This is a genomic window from Virgibacillus sp. AGTR, assembly GCF_016919725.2.
GTDB lineage: Bacteria > Bacillota > Bacilli > Bacillales > Amphibacillaceae > Virgibacillus > Virgibacillus salarius.
Genome location: NZ_JAJERH010000005.1, coordinates 71989 through 86574 on the forward strand (window position 1 = coordinate 71989; position 14586 = coordinate 86574).

The window sequence follows — 14586 nt, forward strand, 5'->3', positions numbered from 1 at the left end:
CACCCTCCTTTCTATGCTGATAGATTCCTATTCCTCTTACGACGTTTTAACTTTTCAAGTTCGAATGCTTCTATGAAAGCAGCAACTTCTTTGGTCATGTTACAATTTCTAAAGCCACGGCATTGAATCACCCTATTCCGTTGAATTTCTACAGTAAAATAGGATTTATGAGGCGCATCATTCTTTCGAATAACATAAATGTCTGTATCACCTTCTGCATAGCGTTTCGCATACTGGCCAACACAATGCTTAAGTGCCTTACCCTCGTCAAATAGTTCTATGCTGGATGCTGCAGGTCTTATATGCAATCTGCCTTGCGTAAACGAGTACTTTTCTAAAGATGGAAGGCGCTTCTTAATCTGTTCGTTTACCTTTTCATCCACTTTAATTTTTATCCGCCGAGAGGTATCCTCGTGAGCTTTCTGCAAATTGTTCGGATATTTTATATGATCCTTCGTTACATCAAGACCAAGTTCTTCTGCTTCTTGCCAATAATCACGTAAATCTCTGATTATAGAAGAAGTTGAATGATATGCTAGTAGAGATTTTGAACGCTGCTTTAACGCATATTTCGTTACAAAATCTAGTGGCTCATGTAGCTTTATAGCTTCCTCTATAAACAGATCATCTAGTAAATCTGCTGTTTCAAATGATACGGATAAACCATGCTTTTTTAGAGTTTGGTACACATAGAGTAATTCAGGACGAGGAATAACTCGTTCACGTTTAAGCTGTTTTAGCTCCGATTTGGATAGCCGAATTACTTTTTCAAGCGTCTTCCCATTCCAGTTAATCGTCCCGTAAGTTCTAAGCCCTGTTAACTTCGCCTCAATGAATTTCCGGAAACCGATCTTCGTTAAATACTCAATGCAAGAATACCTTGCAGCTAAAGCAAAGAAATGAACAAGATCTTCTCTGCCATATAGATTTTTATAACTCTCCCACGTACTATATTGAAAAGGCGTATTTTGAACTGTAGTTGCCACATTCTCATGAGAGATGAATGTGCCTTTATATTGCATTAATCCTGTTGACTCAGAACGAATCTTCTTTAACTTAGACCATTCATCTCTCCAGCCGTTATACACCCTCTGTTCGCTGTATCCAGGTTCAAAAAGATACATGGAAACCTCCCTAAACATGGTTTTTACGTTCCTATAATCTCCATAGTCTCTTGTAACATGCAGTCCCATAGCGACAATGGTTTCTGGATCCACTTGTGATTTTTCATACCAAACAACGTAGGCTTCCGTAAACAAATTCTTACGACCCCGGCCAGCACTCTTAACCACAATTGGGGAAGCACAATGTTGACAGGTCCAAGTTTCGTTATGTTTCAATGGTTGAAGTTGGTCAATCATATAATCTTTCTCACAGTGGGAGCAGTATCCATGCTGAATGCCTTTCACGGTTTTAACGAAGACATATCTACTTTCGTAAAAAACAATGTCCCTTACATAGTCAACCAACTCTTGACTAACTTCTTTTGGGAAATGTGCAAGAAATTCAGGATCTAGTGACATCTTTTTCAACCTCCCAACGTCACATTAAATACAAGATCAGTTTCTGTCGTCTCTTGTTTAGCTGGCACAGTTGGCGTGACTGCCTTAGGATTCCCAGCAATTTCAAAGTAATCGAAAACAACTGCAAATCCTTCTTCATCTGTTAACACGGCCATGTTTCCGACTTTTTTCTTTTCTGCTTCTTTGCGCATACTGGCTAGACTGCCCTTAATCGTTTTACTTTTGACTAATATTTTTTCTGCGTCTTCCGGATTATGAGTAAGATGGTCCAATAAAAATTGGCCAATTAATTTTACATATGGGTTGTTATCTTTCTTCATTTCATCCTTTATCTTTGTCTGTGCTTTCTTTAACATGAGATCATCTCCTATGTTTAGTCACACCCAATCAACGTAGGTGAATGTTTCTGGTCTACTAAAATACGTGAAAACTGTTTGAATAAGATCCCCGTCTTCATTTTGTTCATGCACCACTAATACGTATATTTTCATAGGCATTAATCCTTTATATAGTAGTCGGTTTCAAAGGCGTCAGCTGTTAACGGTAACCCTTTCGCCCATTTAATTGGTTGACCCATAATTTCCGTTACTTCATCCAGACTACCTTCGTCATTCGGTACATCCAGTACAACTTCATCATGAACGTGCATGACAGTTTTATATCCGGCTTCTTCTAAGTTGATAATGGAAATGCCCAGACAGTCTCTTGCAATAGCCTGAATGATGTTCTCCACCAGTTTGCCACCGTATGTGCCTATACGTTCCATTCCTCTCCCACCTGGTCCTTCATATGTGAGCTCATCTTTCCCCTCAAATTTCTGGTGTGGCTCGATTTTCGGTCTTACATAAGCTAGTTTTCTTCCAGATGGCAACTGAATGAAAAGCGTCCCAGATTCATAGATGAAGTTGACACCTTTCGGACCTTTCACTGTCGTCTTACCTCTAACCGCCTGCAATGCATTCGCTTCTGTGTCGTACCATAGCTGTTTAATTTTCGGGTTAGCATCACGCCAGGTTCTCACCAGTTCAGGTAGTTCCTCTTCATCAATCCCCATATCCAACGCACCCATTTGAATCAGTGCCCCAGGTCCACCTTGATAGCCAAGAGCCAATTCCGAAACTTTTCCTTTTTGACGTAAAGGGCTGCCTTTATCGATTTCATCAATCGGTACGTTAAACATGGTAGATGCAGAAGCCTCATAGATTTTACCGTGACTGTTAAATACATCTAAACGCCACTGCTCCCCTGCCAACCATGCAATGACTCGTGCTTCGATAGCGGAAAAGTCAGATACAATAAAGCGTCCTCCGGGTGTCGGTGTGAAAGCTGGGCGTAACAGCTGAGACAACGTATCTGGTACATCACCGTAGAGGATTTCCAATAGTTCAAAATCCCCTTGCTTTAATATCTCCCTCGCTAGACTTAAATCTTTCAATTCATTTTTACGAAGATTATGAATTTGTACCAAACGTCCTGCCCACCGACCTGTCCGATTGGCACCATAAAACTGAAGGATACCTCGTATACGGCTATCACTACATACAGAACGTTTCATAGTTGCGTACTTTGTCACAGACGTCCTGGCCAATTCTTGACGAGTCTCCAAAGCTTCTTGTACAGCTGGATTATTCGCCTTTTTGATTAGCCCTGGTACCGTATCTTTGGTTAAGCTTTTTACCTCTTCACCGGTTTGTTCCTTTATCCATTTTTTCAATTGGGGAAGGCTATTCGGATTATCCAACCCCGTTATCTCTGCAGCTCGATTCAGCAGGCGATCTTTATATTGCTTATCACAAGCAATGGCTTGCTTAACTAAATCTTGATCAAGATAAACACCACGATCGTTGATGTGCTGATCAACTTGCCACAATCTATTCTCTTGTTCAGGTATCGGAAACTTTTCTAGCTTTTTGCGAATCTCTCGTTCTACCACCACATCTTGACGACAGTATTCAATGAATTGCTGCCATTTATCTTCATCATGATGTGGATAGTTCCTAGTACGCTTTCCATTTGCCTTTGTTGGTTTACAGGGTACGGAAAAATATTTAATTAGATTCTTACCCTTTTGATCTTTCTCTACATCCAGATTCATCGCTTTGGCCACGCCACCGAGGTGGTTAGGTAAACCTAAAGTTAGGGCATGAACAGAGCTACAGCGCCATTGTGCAGGATCCATTTCAAGGTCAAAGTGCTTTGCAATACAAGTCCGTTCAAAATTGGCGTTGAATGCAGTTTTTATGACATTTGGATTTTCCAATGCTTCCATCACCTTGTCCGGAACATCTTCAAAATCTAGTAAGTCGATGACAGTAACCGGTTCATCTTCAAAAGCGTAAGCGAATAATAGAATTTCAAAGTCTGGATCTTCTACGTATCGATAAACACCCGATTTGATTAAATCCGTGCCTGAATACGTCTCAATATCAATAGAAAGTATGTCGTTCATGCGAGTACCTCCAAATAAGATAGTTAATTTATTCCTGGTACCTAAATAAATCGCCTGGTTGACAATTTAACAATTTACACAGTTGTGAAATCGTGCTAAACCGAACCCCAGCACCTTTATTGTTATACAAATTTGAGATAGTCGTTCTTGATAAAGTAGTTTTATCTTTAATTTGCTGTATATTTAATTGCCGTTCAGCCATAAGTACCCTTAAATTACAATGTACAGAACTCATGAAAATACCTCCGAGCTAGTTTAATAGAAAGAGGGAGTAAAAACTCCCCCTGTTTCTTAGCTTAAAAAGTCGTCATCATCGTCTCCATCATCTTCTAGATCGTCAAAGTCATCTTCTGCACGACTACGGCCACCTAAGAAGTCCCCATCTTCCCATTTCTGAATGTTATTTAAACCTACAGCAACCCCTTTATTTCCGTTCGTATCGAAAGGATAAAAGTTAATGCTAACTCGAACGTAACAACCGCTGTACACTTCAGTCGTATCGATAATTTCTTCACGATGACGGTCCACAATACCTGGCTTGTTTTTACTAGAAGCATTTAGGAAATAGTGGTCTTCGTATGCCTCCCCTTTTTCATCTGCTTCTTCGTCTCCATCACGAACTGGAGTATGGATGTTTTTAGGAATCTTACCTCCCCATTTTTCGTTCTTGCCAAGTTCTTTTGCTGTTTCAACAGCTGCTTTAATTTTTTTCATTGTTGTTTTATCTGACTTTGGAATGAGTATGGAAGTGCTATACTTAGCATCCCCTCCGTTAATGGATTTCGGCTCCCAAATATTCGCAAAGCTTAAACGTACTTTTCCTGTAATCACTTTTGTATCTGTATTTGTAACTGCCATTTTTTCATTTCTCCTTTGTTGTTTAAAATTAGTTCCCCATCTTCCAGAGGAAAATTGATCTACATGATCATCAGCTATATCGCCCATTGATTTCAGACCTTTCGAATTTGGAATTTTTCTAGCCTCAAAGCGATATTTCATCCAGTCACTACCTATCTTCTTACGTAAAACTTTGTAGGCTTTGGTCTTTGACGGTTCAGTAATACCAAAAACAAACTTTTTTGATACGGTACTATATATCCCGTACAATTTTAAAATTCCTCACAATCTTCACAGCTCCTCGGATAACCCGGATCATCGCCGTCTAGTAGCTCACCGCAATGCTGGCAAATGTATCCTTCATGGATTAACTCAACAGTTTCTCCCATTACTTGAAATCCTCAGCCGCACTTGCTGCAGATGATAACGCTGGACGCTTGTCCGACTCTGGAGCAAGTTTTGGTTTTCCTGGCGGTTTGATGATAAAGTCTTTCAATAAGGTATCGAACTGTTTTTTACCTAACGCTTTCTGCATATCTGTGATGCCTTTGATTTCCGTAGGTTTATGAATCTCATCCTCACTGTAGCCTTCTAAGATTAATAGATCTTGGACAGCTTCTTTATCGGCATAGATACGGTTGCTTCTACCTTCAACCACCTTCCAACCAGGATAAGACACCCCATGTTTGTAGGCTTGATCCAGCGCATGTCCCTCGATATCAGACACCCATGATTTCAGCTCATCTGCCTTGGCCAAGACGTCGGCAATTTCAACAGGGCTTAGGAGATCTGGCTCTTTAAATTCATGTTTGGCCAATTCAAGATTAGCCTCCGCCCTCACTCGACATTCAGCTCTTGCTTTACAAAAGCGACAGTGAGAGCCAGCTTCAAAAGTCTCACTACCCTCAGCTGCTTCTTCTGCAGTAGGCTTGACTACTTCTTCCGCCCACTTTAAAAGTTCATCTGCAGCTAACTCCTCCGTAGAAACACTGTCCAATCTTGGTTGAATGATCGTCATACGGACCGTTTCGATATCATAGAGCAAATCATATTCGTTGTACGCACCTAATCCATATAAACGCATTTGACTGTTGTTTTCTGCTGAAACAAGTACACCTTTGCCATACTTTAAATCGATGACCTCCATAACCCCATCAGCTATAACCAACACGTCGCCAGTTCCAAACCCTTCAGGTACCCACTGAGAAAAATCGAGACGTTGTTCTAAAAGCACCAAGGCGTCTTTCGTTTTTGCTTTAGCTTCGTTTACTCTCTCCACTACAAGATCTGTGTAGTTCTCACAGTGGTCAAGCATTTCTTGGCTGAAATACTCACCCTTCTTGTGTTTTTTCAATCGCCCGGAATACTGGCGCTTTGTTATTTCGCCAATCTTATACTGCAGCATGAGTTCGGATAATTCATGCGCTGCAGTTCCCTCTTCAGCAAATGACGTGGTGACATCTGGGTATTGACTTTCTAGCTTCACACTACCTGGACAAGCTAACCATCTACTAGAGCCAGATGCACTTAACTTGGCGTGTGCTCGCTCTGCGTGGTTTTGGCTCATAGATTCTCCAACCTTTCTAAGTACTCGGCACGCTTTTCTTCCGGAATCTTTGAAATTGCATTCACACCTAATTCACTAAGAAGTTCTTTGATTTCAGCCTTTTTACCAGACTTGGAGACTTCTGCCGTCTTAGCACGTATGTCTTCAATAGCAGGGACCTCAGCCTCTTGTTTCTCTTCTTTTTCCGGTTTCGGTTCCTCTTTTTTAGACTTTTTCTCTTCCTTAGGTGTCTCCTTCTTCGTTTCTTTTTTCGAATCAGGCTTGTCCTTCTGTTTGACTGGCTTCGATTCAACTACTGGTGCAGACCCCAACGCATTCGCTAAATTATTCAAAGCACCTACTAATTCTGGTGCGTTTATATTCACTTCTACTTTCATTTATTTGACCTCCTGTGTTATGATAATGTTGACTATTTGGTATGAGCTCACTGATTGCCGTCAGTGAGTTTTTCTTCTAACTCTTCTAACTCTTCTAACTCACCAGAAACGCCATAGAACATTTCTATTAAATTTTCATAGGCAAGCCATTTCAAGTCATCAGATAGATTGATGAACTCTTCCTTTGTTAATTCTTCAGGTGACTTACCAGTTTCATCTTCAAAACAGTTACCCACTTAACTCACCTCTCTTAAATAATTATTGCTATAATCAAAGCTATAGCCAGTGCACCTGCGAAACTTCCTAGCTTCATATCCTCACCTCCTTTCTAAGAAATACATGCTACCCTTACAATCTTTCTTCCTTTAACAAAAACACGATAAAGGTTGTTCGTTTTAATTTCTCGGAATCCGTAATAGCCAACCATTGTTTCCCTTACTGCTTTTTCTTGGTCAGCAGTCATATAAAATTCAGCAACATAATCATAGTAGCTCCCTTTTCTCTGAATAAATTTTTCACCCCATTCGAGAGGAAGGAGGTAGATACTCTTTTCATAAAACGTTTCACTCCCATAGGAGATATGTCTGCTTTTCACTTGAGTCCTCCTCAATAATTAATAAGTAGAAACCAATTACCAAGTGCCACAACTGCAAATAACACTACATATGTCCAATCCGATTCTATGAGTTTGTTCAAAACCAGTGCCTCCTGATGGCATCTTTCTTTTTCTCGTTTCCCTTAATATCCTCCGTTGTTTTATCCCACTGGTCCTTTTCATTACGTAAGATTGCTAGATTGTCCATATAGCTTGCAACATTTCTAAAATGTGTCGCTGCTTTAGAAAACTCAGCTGTCGCTACACTCTCCAAAGCAACCATCAAATCGCTATCAAATAAGTTTAAATTTTTGTTAGCCTTATCCTGATCATCCTTTTTAAACATTTCCAAGTTGGATGGATGAGTCATTGTTATTCCCCTCCTTCATCTAGCAGTTTCTTTAACTTTTTCATATAAGTTAGCTATTCCTGAATGTACTTTTTCATTTGGTAATGAAAAGAGCATTTCCATGTCTTTCTGTAATAACTCAGCACGTTGTTTACGTATTTCTGGATAGTTACTTAAAATGTCGTCGAATCTTTTTTGTAACAGCTGTAAATGTAATTGATTAGGATCTGTCATTTTGGTTCACCATTTGATTTGTCATTATTAATTCCCTCTCTACAATTGAATTGTTGTTAATTCATCCTTTGTAAATGCTTCTAATTCACCATTATCTAAACTAACTGTAATTGGATATCTTGACTCATCATCAACATGAACAATTATCCCTTTCACTCCAATGTGTCTACCGTTAGTAGTCTCATACTTATCAGTTACAATAATTCGATCGTTAACATGCACCTTCACCTCACCCCCAAGTCCCGTTGATATAATATTTAAACCATTCACCGTTTTCGTAATGCACTTCAAAGCAACGTTCAGGAAAATTACGCTTTACTTTCTTAATGTTATCTAGGCTATAATGTTTGCGTTCTTCAGTACCCATAGCTTGGTTGTGTGCTTCATGCGTATTTTTCAACATTTTCAGTTCATGCTCTTGTAAATGTTTAGCGGCTGGTATTTTTTCAGACATTTTGGTTCACCTTAGAAGAACACTCTAAACAATAAATAGCCGTACCAGCTAAGTCGCGACCATCTTTTACAAGGTCAGCAACTTCTTCAATGCTGATGTCAAATTCTTTTGCACACTTTGGACAGAAAGATCGAAATTCATCGCCATATAAATCAACTTTTATTTCTACGTCCCTATTTAATTTAGCTTTGATATAAATCATTTAATTAGCCTCCTTTTCTTCTCGTTCTATCAATGGCAGGACCCCTTCACGTTTCAAAATTTCATAAATGAACAACCGTCCTTTTTGCGTTCACTTTGTACTGATTCTAGAATTATCGGCATCAATGACATGTGTGCTTGTTTGAACTGAATGCCTAACTCATGTAGTTTTTTATTTAACTTGATAGCACTCATACCATAATCTTTAGCTATTTTGCTGACAGATAATAGCAACTTATTCTGAAGCACCGTGTCATAGTAAGACGCTTTTGGCTGTAATTCACTGTTTTGTTGCGTCAGAACTAAGTTCTTGGTTTGAAGTTTTTCGTTTTCCTCTACTTGCCCTACCAGTTGAATCAAGGCTTCTTTATAAGTGCCAGGTAACATGAAGTTTTGTTGGCTGTTTTCCAATTCCTCAATTCTCTTAATTACTTTGAAACGAGTTTTAGCATCATACTTTAAAGCTAGTTGCATTGCTCCGTCTTTGCCGAAGGTGTAACATGGTCTTTTTTCGCCTTTTTTATCTTTATAAGTAACGAGTCCAAAAATGGACTGGTTGATTTCTTCCTCTAATTCTTTAATCTCCTTCCGATAATCTCGCATAACATGTTGATGTTTCTTCCCTACAATTTCTGCAATATCTAAGCTGGTCATTTTGATATCACTTTTTATTAACTCGTTCATGAGTTCTCCCCTCCTATATATTCATTCAACAACTTTGGAGAAATATGATATGTCCACTTTGACGACATTTTAACTGCTACTCCTATAGGCAAAATGTTTTGTTGTAGGCCTATCCTTATAAACTGTTCTGACTTCCCTAATTTTTTGGCAGCATCTTGAACCGACACAGTGTTCAATTCCTTCCCTCCTTATGAAATCTTTTCGGTTTCCATTACGGAAACTTTTTTCGTAAAAAAAATTTCCATTCTGTCTTTAGATACTTCCAACTTATTTGCTATCAAAGAAAAGTCCTCCACAGTTAGGGCAATTTTCCCATTTTCTTTTTTAGAATAAGCACTTTTGGAAATACCAAGAACATCAGCCATTTCTTGAACAGTTAATCCTTGAGCGATTCTTTCTGCCTTTAGACGGTTATAATTGAATCTCACTTTATCACCCTCTTTCGTCTCTTTGTTGAGTCAATAATAAAACATAGTTTCCATTGTGTCAACGAATTTTCTTTAAATACTTGGAAATAATATTTTTTATTAATTATTGTTTCCTAACAGGAAACATGATATAATTTGTTTTAGGAGGTGATACACATGAGAAACTCAATCGAAATCGCTCAGTATATTAAAAAATTAAGGAAAATAAAAGGGCTATCAGCAGTTGAACTTGCCAATAGAGTTGGTGTTACAAAAGGGACAATCTCAAGATATGAAAATGGAACAAGAAAAATACCAATGGATGATATACCTAAATTCGCAAGTGTCTTGGACGTCTCACCAGTTGACATCATGATTGAATCAGAAGACGAAGCAACAATTAATTATATTGAATTTCCTTTTATCCCAGCTACTGTATCTGCGGGTCTTCCATTAGAAATAAAAAGTCTTGATGAAAATGACTTGGAGTACCTTTCTATACCTGACAACATCATGGGTAAGTGGGCAGTTCATTCCGACATCTTTTTAATGAGAGTCAATGGAGATTCAATGAACAGAGTTATAACTCATGGATCATTAATTGCGATTAAGCCGGTGTCTTTTTCGGGATTGAAGGATGGAGACATTGTAGTCTATAGTGATGGAGGTGATTATGCAGTCAAAAGGTATTATCGCCGTGGTGACGAAATACTTTTTAAACCAGATTCGACTGATGTTATGTTTGGGGAGTACAGAACGAATATAGATAATGCTGATTTGATGATCCATGGAAAAGTTGTTGTCTACATTGTGGAACTAGATTAAATTACCAACGTTGATAATTTAACAGGCAGACTAGCTACCTGCCTCTTTTTTTTATAAAACTCGAAGGAGTTGAAAAAATATGAAAAACCCAAATGGGTATGGATCTGTATTTAAGTTATCTGGTAAACGAAGAAAACCTTTTTGCGCAAGAATTACAGTTGGTTGGGAGGTAGACAACAAAACAGAAAAAGCGAAGCAAAAATACAAAACAATTGGATACTTTGAAACAAGACCTGAAGCCATGATTGCTCTTGCAGAATATAATAAAAACCCTTATGACATCGATAATAAAAAGGTAACGTTTGAAGAAGTATTCCAGCTGTGGAAAAAAGAAAAATACTCTTCTTTTTCTGATAGTAATATAAGAGGATATAATGCTGCCTATGCTTTATCAGATACGTTACATGCAATACCTTTTAAAGATATTAAAAAGGCACATATGCAGGCGGTTATTAGTGGATTAGATAAGTCCTACAGCATGAAGAAAAGAATCAAGACTCTATACAATCAACTTTTTAAATTTGCTTTGCAAAACGATATTGTAGAAAAAGATTACTCAAAATTTATAGAACTAGGTAAAGATGAAACAAATAGTGACAGAGAGCCGTTTTCTGATGTTGAAATTAAAAAACTATGGGATAACATAGAAAAAGCAGAAAACGCTGATATGGCTCTTATAATGATTTATACAGGCATGCGACCAAGTGAACTATTAGAGGTAGAGAGCAATAACATTAACCTTAATGAAAGATATTTAGTTGGTGGAATAAAAACAGAAGCAGGTAAAGATCGCATCATACCAATAAATAAAAAAATCCTTCCGCTAATTGAAAAACGGATGGACTCAAACAAAAAGTATTTAGTTAGAAACAGTCTTGGAGATAAAATGACCTATAATAGTTTTCGAAAAGACTACTGGGTACCGCTTACGACATCTTTAAAATTGAACCATAAAGCCCACGATTGTAGACATACATTTGCTACACTAATGGATAATGCGGGAGCTAACAAAGTAGCTGTTAAGAAAATAATGGGACATGCTTCTCGGGACATCACGGAAAAAGTATACACCCATAAAAACATCGAGGAACTGATAAAAGCTATTGACTTGATTTAGAAATTTTGTCTATTACTTGTATATTACGTGTAAAATTTTATAGAATTTTACACGAATGAAAAAAATCTATAAACCCTTATAAATCAAGTGTTTTAATGGTTGTTAATCAACCTGAAAGTTATCAAGAAGTTAACGCCACTCTTAAGTCTTATCCAAATAATATGGATACAATAACGATTGATGCTATTATACCAATTAAATCAGCTAATAGTCCAACTTTCAACGCATATCGCATCTTTTTAATTCCAATAGCACCAAAATATATTGTTAAAATATATAGTGTTGTATCCGTACTGCCCTGCATCGTTGATGCTAACCTACCAATAAATGAATCGGGGCCGTGTGTATCAATTAATTCTGTTGTCATTCCCAGTGCAGCAGTACCTGATATGGGTCTTACTAAAGCTAGGGGAATGATATCGGGTGGTATCCCAACCATCGTTAACAAGGGGGATATCAACTGAATAAAAGCTTCTAGTGCACCAGAGCTACGAAGTATGGATATTGACACAATCATACCAACTAAAAAAGGAAGTAAGGAAAATGCCATTTTGACTCCTTCCTTTCCTCCTTCAACAAATAATTCATATGAGGGAACTTTCTTAAACGTAGCTGTAACCAAAACAATTGCGATAAAACAAGGGATTAACCAGGCGCTCACTGTCGTTATTAATTCCATCACTTATGTCCTCCACTTGCTCTTATAATGAAAAATACGATCAATTACTATGGCACTTAAAGAAGAAACCAATGTAGCTAATATCGTTGCCCCTACAATTTCTGTAGGAGAAACGGAATTGTACTGCATTCGAATAGCAATTACCGTAGTTGGTATTAACGTGAGGCTAGATGTATTTAAGGCCAGAAATGTAATCATCGATCGTGAAGCAGTATCATCTCCACTTAATTGTTTCATTTGCTCCATTGCTTTTATTCCCATAGGAGTAGCTGCATTTCCTAAACCAAATATATTGGCAGTAAAATTAGAAAGTATATAACCAATAGCTGGATGATCTTTGGGGATATCCGGAAATAACCGGACGACTATTGGACGAAAGAGCCTTGCAAGGATACTTAGAATACCTGCTTCTTCAGCAATTTTCATAATACCTAACCAAAATACAAGCACACTTATTAGCCCAATGGACAATGTTACGGCTTCATTTGCACTTTCGAAAATTGCCTCGTTAACCTTGTCCATTGTTCCATTTAGCATGGCGTAGAAAATTCCAACTAGTGCCATAGCAGCCCAAATCACATTTACCATTTGACACCAACACCAACTACTTGTTGAAGCAACGATATAAATGACTCAAAAATAGTTTTCCGCTGTTCTAATTTTTGTTCATTTCGTAATACATCCGTTTCGGCAATTTCTTTGCCATCTAAGTAGAATACATTTTTACCGATTCGTTCACTGGTTATTTCCGATGCATCCTTTACTATATACAATTGATTTGTTACTTTCGCTTTTTCTTTATCGGTTAGGGGGTACGCAATATCATCCTGCATATAGCCGGACATTACTTTGGAGCTTTCATTTAACTTAAAGGATATAGATTTCTCCTCTGCAATTTTTTCCATATCATAATTCGTAAACCCCCATTCAAACATCTGGATATGATCACGCCAATCATCTGGAGCATCTAATGTTACAGCTATAAGGCTCATTCCATCCTTTTCAGCGGAAGATACGAGTGTTCTTCCCGTTTTTTTGGTATAGCCTGTTTTTCCACCAGTGCAATAATCATAATATTGCGTTAATAATTTATTTTTATTTTGCCAGCTGTATGTTCGATTTTCTGACAAATACGATTGGGCACCTGTAATTTTTCTAAACGTTTTATTTTTCATTGCGTAGCTCATTAAGATTGCCATATCGTATGCAGAAGAATAATGGCTATCCGAATCAAGACCATGAGGGTTATCGAAGTGTGTATGATTCATCCCAAGCCATTTCGCTTTTTCGTTCATGAGATAAACAAACCCCTCTTCACTCCCGCCAATATGCTCACTTATAGCAACAGCTGCATCATTCCCTGATCGAAGCATAAGCCCATAAACCAGATCGTTAATTGTCATTTTTTCTCCCTGCTCTAAATAAATCGAGGAGCCCTCCGTGTATATTGCTTTTCGGCTTGTCTTTGCCTTCTCTTGCATTTTCCCCGATTCAATTGCAATAATCGCGGTCATAATTTTCGTAATACTCGCAATCGATTCTGGATCATGAGCATTCTTTTCAAATAATACTCTACCAGTAGATTGCTCCATTAATATCGCATTTTGACCAGATATTTCCGGCTTTGCTTGTCCAATGGAAGGGAAAAATAGCAAGATAATAAGTACTATTATACCAACTGTTACAATGCGCATAAGCAGGTTTCCTCCTACGGTGGTGTTGTCTATACAGTTTATGCATGTACAATTGAGATATGATTAAAAGAAACAGTTTCGCGTTAGATATTCTATTATGATTGACTTACATTATTGTTCTTTACTGGTTTTTAGGATTTATCCCTCATATAACTGGCAGTAAGACCCCTACTTCAAGTAATAAAGGAAAAGCAATATGGGAAAGTGTGGAGTCCACTGCCAGTAAATGTCCGATTGGTTCAAGGACCTTTAGGTCATACTCTTGTGGTACTAACCATCCGTAGGCGATAAACAAATCCCCCACGGATGGAAGTTTCTCTTTATTGAATATGCGATGTGAATTTATAGAGCGTGGGAAGGATTTACATGAGTGAAGAATTAGATATATATAGAAAAGCAAATGAGACGTCTGTATGCATGAAAGCTAATGGAAGCATTTCATATCGAACCTTTAGTAATGGAGATCCTTTAACAGTTCAAAAAAAGCCTAACACGTTGAGGCATGGACAAAAGTACTTTATTTTTTAATCTGTTTACTTCAAAGAAGTTCTATCATCACTCCATCCAAAATACTTCACTTTCCGCGGGCATGGC

At 38.0% G+C, this 14586-nt stretch carries 23 protein-coding genes; 3 read left to right on the top strand and 20 right to left on the bottom strand.

Annotated features, from left to right (window positions below; all coding sequences use genetic code 11):
• Positions 1-11 precede the first annotated feature (11 nt).
• The 17 genes from JUJ52_RS03860 to JUJ52_RS03940 all read right to left on the bottom strand — a co-directional run bounded on the left by JUJ52_RS03860 (position 12) and on the right by JUJ52_RS03940 (position 9698).
• The gene (locus JUJ52_RS03860) at positions 12-1523 is read right to left on the bottom strand and encodes a PcfJ domain-containing protein (protein WP_228088818.1); all 1512 of its coding nucleotides are present in this window, start codon (positions 1521-1523) and stop codon (positions 12-14) included.
• A gap of 5 nt (positions 1524-1528) precedes the next feature.
• Complete coding sequence (locus JUJ52_RS03865; protein ID WP_228088819.1) at positions 1529-1879, bottom strand: hypothetical protein; 351 nt, start codon at positions 1877-1879, stop codon at positions 1529-1531.
• A gap of 140 nt (positions 1880-2019) precedes the next feature.
• Positions 2020-3972, bottom strand: a complete 1953-nt coding sequence (locus tag JUJ52_RS03870; protein WP_228088820.1) for a DNA polymerase — start codon at positions 3970-3972, stop codon at positions 2020-2022.
• 28 nt (positions 3973-4000) lie between these two features.
• Complete coding sequence (locus JUJ52_RS03875; protein WP_228088821.1) at positions 4001-4207, bottom strand: helix-turn-helix domain-containing protein; 207 nt, start codon at positions 4205-4207, stop codon at positions 4001-4003.
• A 56-nt stretch (positions 4208-4263) separates the two neighbouring features.
• Complete coding sequence (locus tag JUJ52_RS03880) at positions 4264-4830, bottom strand: DUF2815 family protein (protein ID WP_228088838.1); 567 nt, start codon at positions 4828-4830, stop codon at positions 4264-4266.
• A 367-nt stretch (positions 4831-5197) separates the two neighbouring features.
• Positions 5198-6376, bottom strand: a complete 1179-nt coding sequence (locus JUJ52_RS03885) for a DUF2800 domain-containing protein (RefSeq protein WP_228088822.1) — start codon at positions 6374-6376, stop codon at positions 5198-5200.
• Positions 6373-6753, bottom strand: coding sequence for a hypothetical protein (locus JUJ52_RS03890; RefSeq protein ID WP_228088823.1), 381 nt, complete (start codon positions 6751-6753; stop codon positions 6373-6375). Before JUJ52_RS03890 ends, JUJ52_RS03885 begins: the two co-directional genes overlap by 4 nt.
• A 47-nt stretch (positions 6754-6800) precedes the next feature.
• Positions 6801-6989, bottom strand: a complete 189-nt coding sequence (locus JUJ52_RS03895) for a hypothetical protein (protein ID WP_228088824.1) — start codon at positions 6987-6989, stop codon at positions 6801-6803.
• Positions 6990-7081: 92 nt separating this feature from the next.
• Positions 7082-7348, bottom strand: coding sequence for a hypothetical protein (locus JUJ52_RS03900; RefSeq protein WP_228088825.1), 267 nt, complete (start codon positions 7346-7348; stop codon positions 7082-7084).
• Positions 7349-7445: 97 nt separating this feature from the next.
• Positions 7446-7718, bottom strand: coding sequence for a hypothetical protein (locus JUJ52_RS03905; RefSeq protein WP_228088826.1), 273 nt, complete (start codon positions 7716-7718; stop codon positions 7446-7448).
• Between the two features lie 15 nt (positions 7719-7733).
• Positions 7734-7931, bottom strand: coding sequence for a hypothetical protein (locus JUJ52_RS03910; protein ID WP_228088827.1), 198 nt, complete (start codon positions 7929-7931; stop codon positions 7734-7736).
• Between the two features lie 39 nt (positions 7932-7970).
• Entirely contained in the window at positions 7971-8153 is a 183-nt protein-coding gene (locus tag JUJ52_RS03915) for a hypothetical protein (protein WP_228088828.1), read from the bottom strand.
• Positions 8154-8160: 7 nt separating this feature from the next.
• Positions 8161-8385 carry a hypothetical protein gene (locus JUJ52_RS03920; protein ID WP_228088829.1) on the bottom strand — a complete coding sequence of 75 codons (225 nt, stop codon included), beginning with the start codon at positions 8383-8385 and terminating at the stop codon, positions 8161-8163.
• On the bottom strand, positions 8378-8587 hold the full coding sequence (locus JUJ52_RS03925) for a hypothetical protein (protein WP_228088830.1): 210 nt from the start codon (positions 8585-8587) through the stop codon (positions 8378-8380). Before JUJ52_RS03925 ends, JUJ52_RS03920 begins: the two co-directional genes overlap by 8 nt.
• Before the next feature lie 53 nt (positions 8588-8640).
• Entirely contained in the window at positions 8641-9270 is a 630-nt protein-coding gene (locus JUJ52_RS03930; protein ID WP_228088831.1) for a Rha family transcriptional regulator, read from the bottom strand.
• Complete coding sequence (locus JUJ52_RS03935) at positions 9267-9446, bottom strand: hypothetical protein (RefSeq protein WP_228088839.1); 180 nt, start codon at positions 9444-9446, stop codon at positions 9267-9269. Before JUJ52_RS03935 ends, JUJ52_RS03930 begins: the two co-directional genes overlap by 4 nt.
• Before the next feature lie 12 nt (positions 9447-9458).
• The gene (locus JUJ52_RS03940; RefSeq protein ID WP_228088832.1) at positions 9459-9698 is read right to left on the bottom strand and encodes a helix-turn-helix domain-containing protein; all 240 of its coding nucleotides are present in this window, start codon (positions 9696-9698) and stop codon (positions 9459-9461) included.
• Positions 9699-9854: 156 nt separating this feature from the next.
• On the opposite strand from JUJ52_RS03940, the gene JUJ52_RS03945 reads away from it, so the two are divergent.
• Complete coding sequence (locus tag JUJ52_RS03945) at positions 9855-10502, top strand: LexA family protein (RefSeq protein ID WP_228088833.1); 648 nt, start codon at positions 9855-9857, stop codon at positions 10500-10502.
• A gap of 79 nt (positions 10503-10581) precedes the next feature.
• Positions 10582-11619 (top strand): tyrosine-type recombinase/integrase, encoded by a 1038-nt coding sequence (locus tag JUJ52_RS03950; protein ID WP_228088834.1) that lies wholly within the window; start codon positions 10582-10584, stop codon positions 11617-11619.
• 148 nt (positions 11620-11767) lie between these two features.
• On the opposite strand, the gene JUJ52_RS03955 is transcribed toward JUJ52_RS03950, so the two are convergent.
• Genes JUJ52_RS03955 through JUJ52_RS03965 form a run of 3 tightly spaced genes read right to left on the bottom strand, consistent with a single transcriptional unit; the run spans position 11768 to position 13992 of the window.
• Positions 11768-12298 carry a spore maturation protein gene (locus JUJ52_RS03955; RefSeq protein ID WP_026681054.1) on the bottom strand — a complete coding sequence of 177 codons (531 nt, stop codon included), beginning with the start codon at positions 12296-12298 and terminating at the stop codon, positions 11768-11770.
• A gap of 3 nt (positions 12299-12301) precedes the next feature.
• The gene (locus tag JUJ52_RS03960) at positions 12302-12886 is read right to left on the bottom strand and encodes a nucleoside recognition domain-containing protein (protein ID WP_026681055.1); all 585 of its coding nucleotides are present in this window, start codon (positions 12884-12886) and stop codon (positions 12302-12304) included.
• The gene (locus JUJ52_RS03965; protein ID WP_026681056.1) at positions 12880-13992 is read right to left on the bottom strand and encodes a D-alanyl-D-alanine carboxypeptidase family protein; all 1113 of its coding nucleotides are present in this window, start codon (positions 13990-13992) and stop codon (positions 12880-12882) included. The genes JUJ52_RS03960 and JUJ52_RS03965 overlap by 7 nt, the downstream gene beginning before the upstream one ends.
• Positions 13993-14358: 366 nt before the next feature.
• Here JUJ52_RS03965 and JUJ52_RS03970 point away from each other — a divergent pair, with 366 nt between their 5' ends.
• Complete coding sequence (locus JUJ52_RS03970; protein ID WP_205388517.1) at positions 14359-14520, top strand: hypothetical protein; 162 nt, start codon at positions 14359-14361, stop codon at positions 14518-14520.
• Positions 14521-14586: the final 66 nt, after the last annotated feature.

Bases quoted from the DNA above. Each gene is read 5' to 3' on its own strand.
- JUJ52_RS03870 (WP_228088820.1), bottom strand. From the start codon at position 3,972: ATGAACGACATACTTTCTATTGATATTGAGACGTATTCAGGCACGGAT.
- JUJ52_RS03880 (WP_228088838.1), bottom strand. From the start codon at position 4,830: ATGGCAGTTACAAATACAGATACAAAAGTGATTACAGGAAAAGTACGT.
- JUJ52_RS03910 (WP_228088827.1), bottom strand. From the start codon at position 7,931: ATGACAGATCCTAATCAATTACATTTACAGCTGTTACAAAAAAGATTC.
- JUJ52_RS03965 (WP_026681056.1), bottom strand. From the start codon at position 13,992: ATGCGCATTGTAACAGTTGGTATAATAGTACTTATTATCTTGCTATTT.
- JUJ52_RS03970 (WP_205388517.1), top strand. From the start codon at position 14,359: ATGAGTGAAGAATTAGATATATATAGAAAAGCAAATGAGACGTCTGTA.
- JUJ52_RS03905 (WP_228088826.1), bottom strand. From the start codon at position 7,718: ATGACTCATCCATCCAACTTGGAAATGTTTAAAAAGGATGATCAGGAT.
- JUJ52_RS03860 (WP_228088818.1), bottom strand. From the start codon at position 1,523: ATGTCACTAGATCCTGAATTTCTTGCACATTTCCCAAAAGAAGTTAGT.
- JUJ52_RS03960 (WP_026681055.1), bottom strand. From the start codon at position 12,886: ATGGTAAATGTGATTTGGGCTGCTATGGCACTAGTTGGAATTTTCTAC.
- JUJ52_RS03890 (WP_228088823.1), bottom strand. From the start codon at position 6,753: ATGAAAGTAGAAGTGAATATAAACGCACCAGAATTAGTAGGTGCTTTG.
- JUJ52_RS03930 (WP_228088831.1), bottom strand. From the start codon at position 9,270: ATGAACGAGTTAATAAAAAGTGATATCAAAATGACCAGCTTAGATATT.
- JUJ52_RS03925 (WP_228088830.1), bottom strand. From the start codon at position 8,587: ATGATTTATATCAAAGCTAAATTAAATAGGGACGTAGAAATAAAAGTT.
- JUJ52_RS03885 (WP_228088822.1), bottom strand. From the start codon at position 6,376: ATGAGCCAAAACCACGCAGAGCGAGCACACGCCAAGTTAAGTGCATCT.
- JUJ52_RS03945 (WP_228088833.1), top strand. From the start codon at position 9,855: ATGAGAAACTCAATCGAAATCGCTCAGTATATTAAAAAATTAAGGAAA.
- JUJ52_RS03955 (WP_026681054.1), bottom strand. From the start codon at position 12,298: ATGGAATTAATAACGACAGTGAGCGCCTGGTTAATCCCTTGTTTTATC.
- JUJ52_RS03875 (WP_228088821.1), bottom strand. From the start codon at position 4,207: ATGAGTTCTGTACATTGTAATTTAAGGGTACTTATGGCTGAACGGCAA.
- JUJ52_RS03920 (WP_228088829.1), bottom strand. From the start codon at position 8,385: ATGTCTGAAAAAATACCAGCCGCTAAACATTTACAAGAGCATGAACTG.
- JUJ52_RS03950 (WP_228088834.1), top strand. From the start codon at position 10,582: ATGAAAAACCCAAATGGGTATGGATCTGTATTTAAGTTATCTGGTAAA.
- JUJ52_RS03865 (WP_228088819.1), bottom strand. From the start codon at position 1,879: ATGTTAAAGAAAGCACAGACAAAGATAAAGGATGAAATGAAGAAAGAT.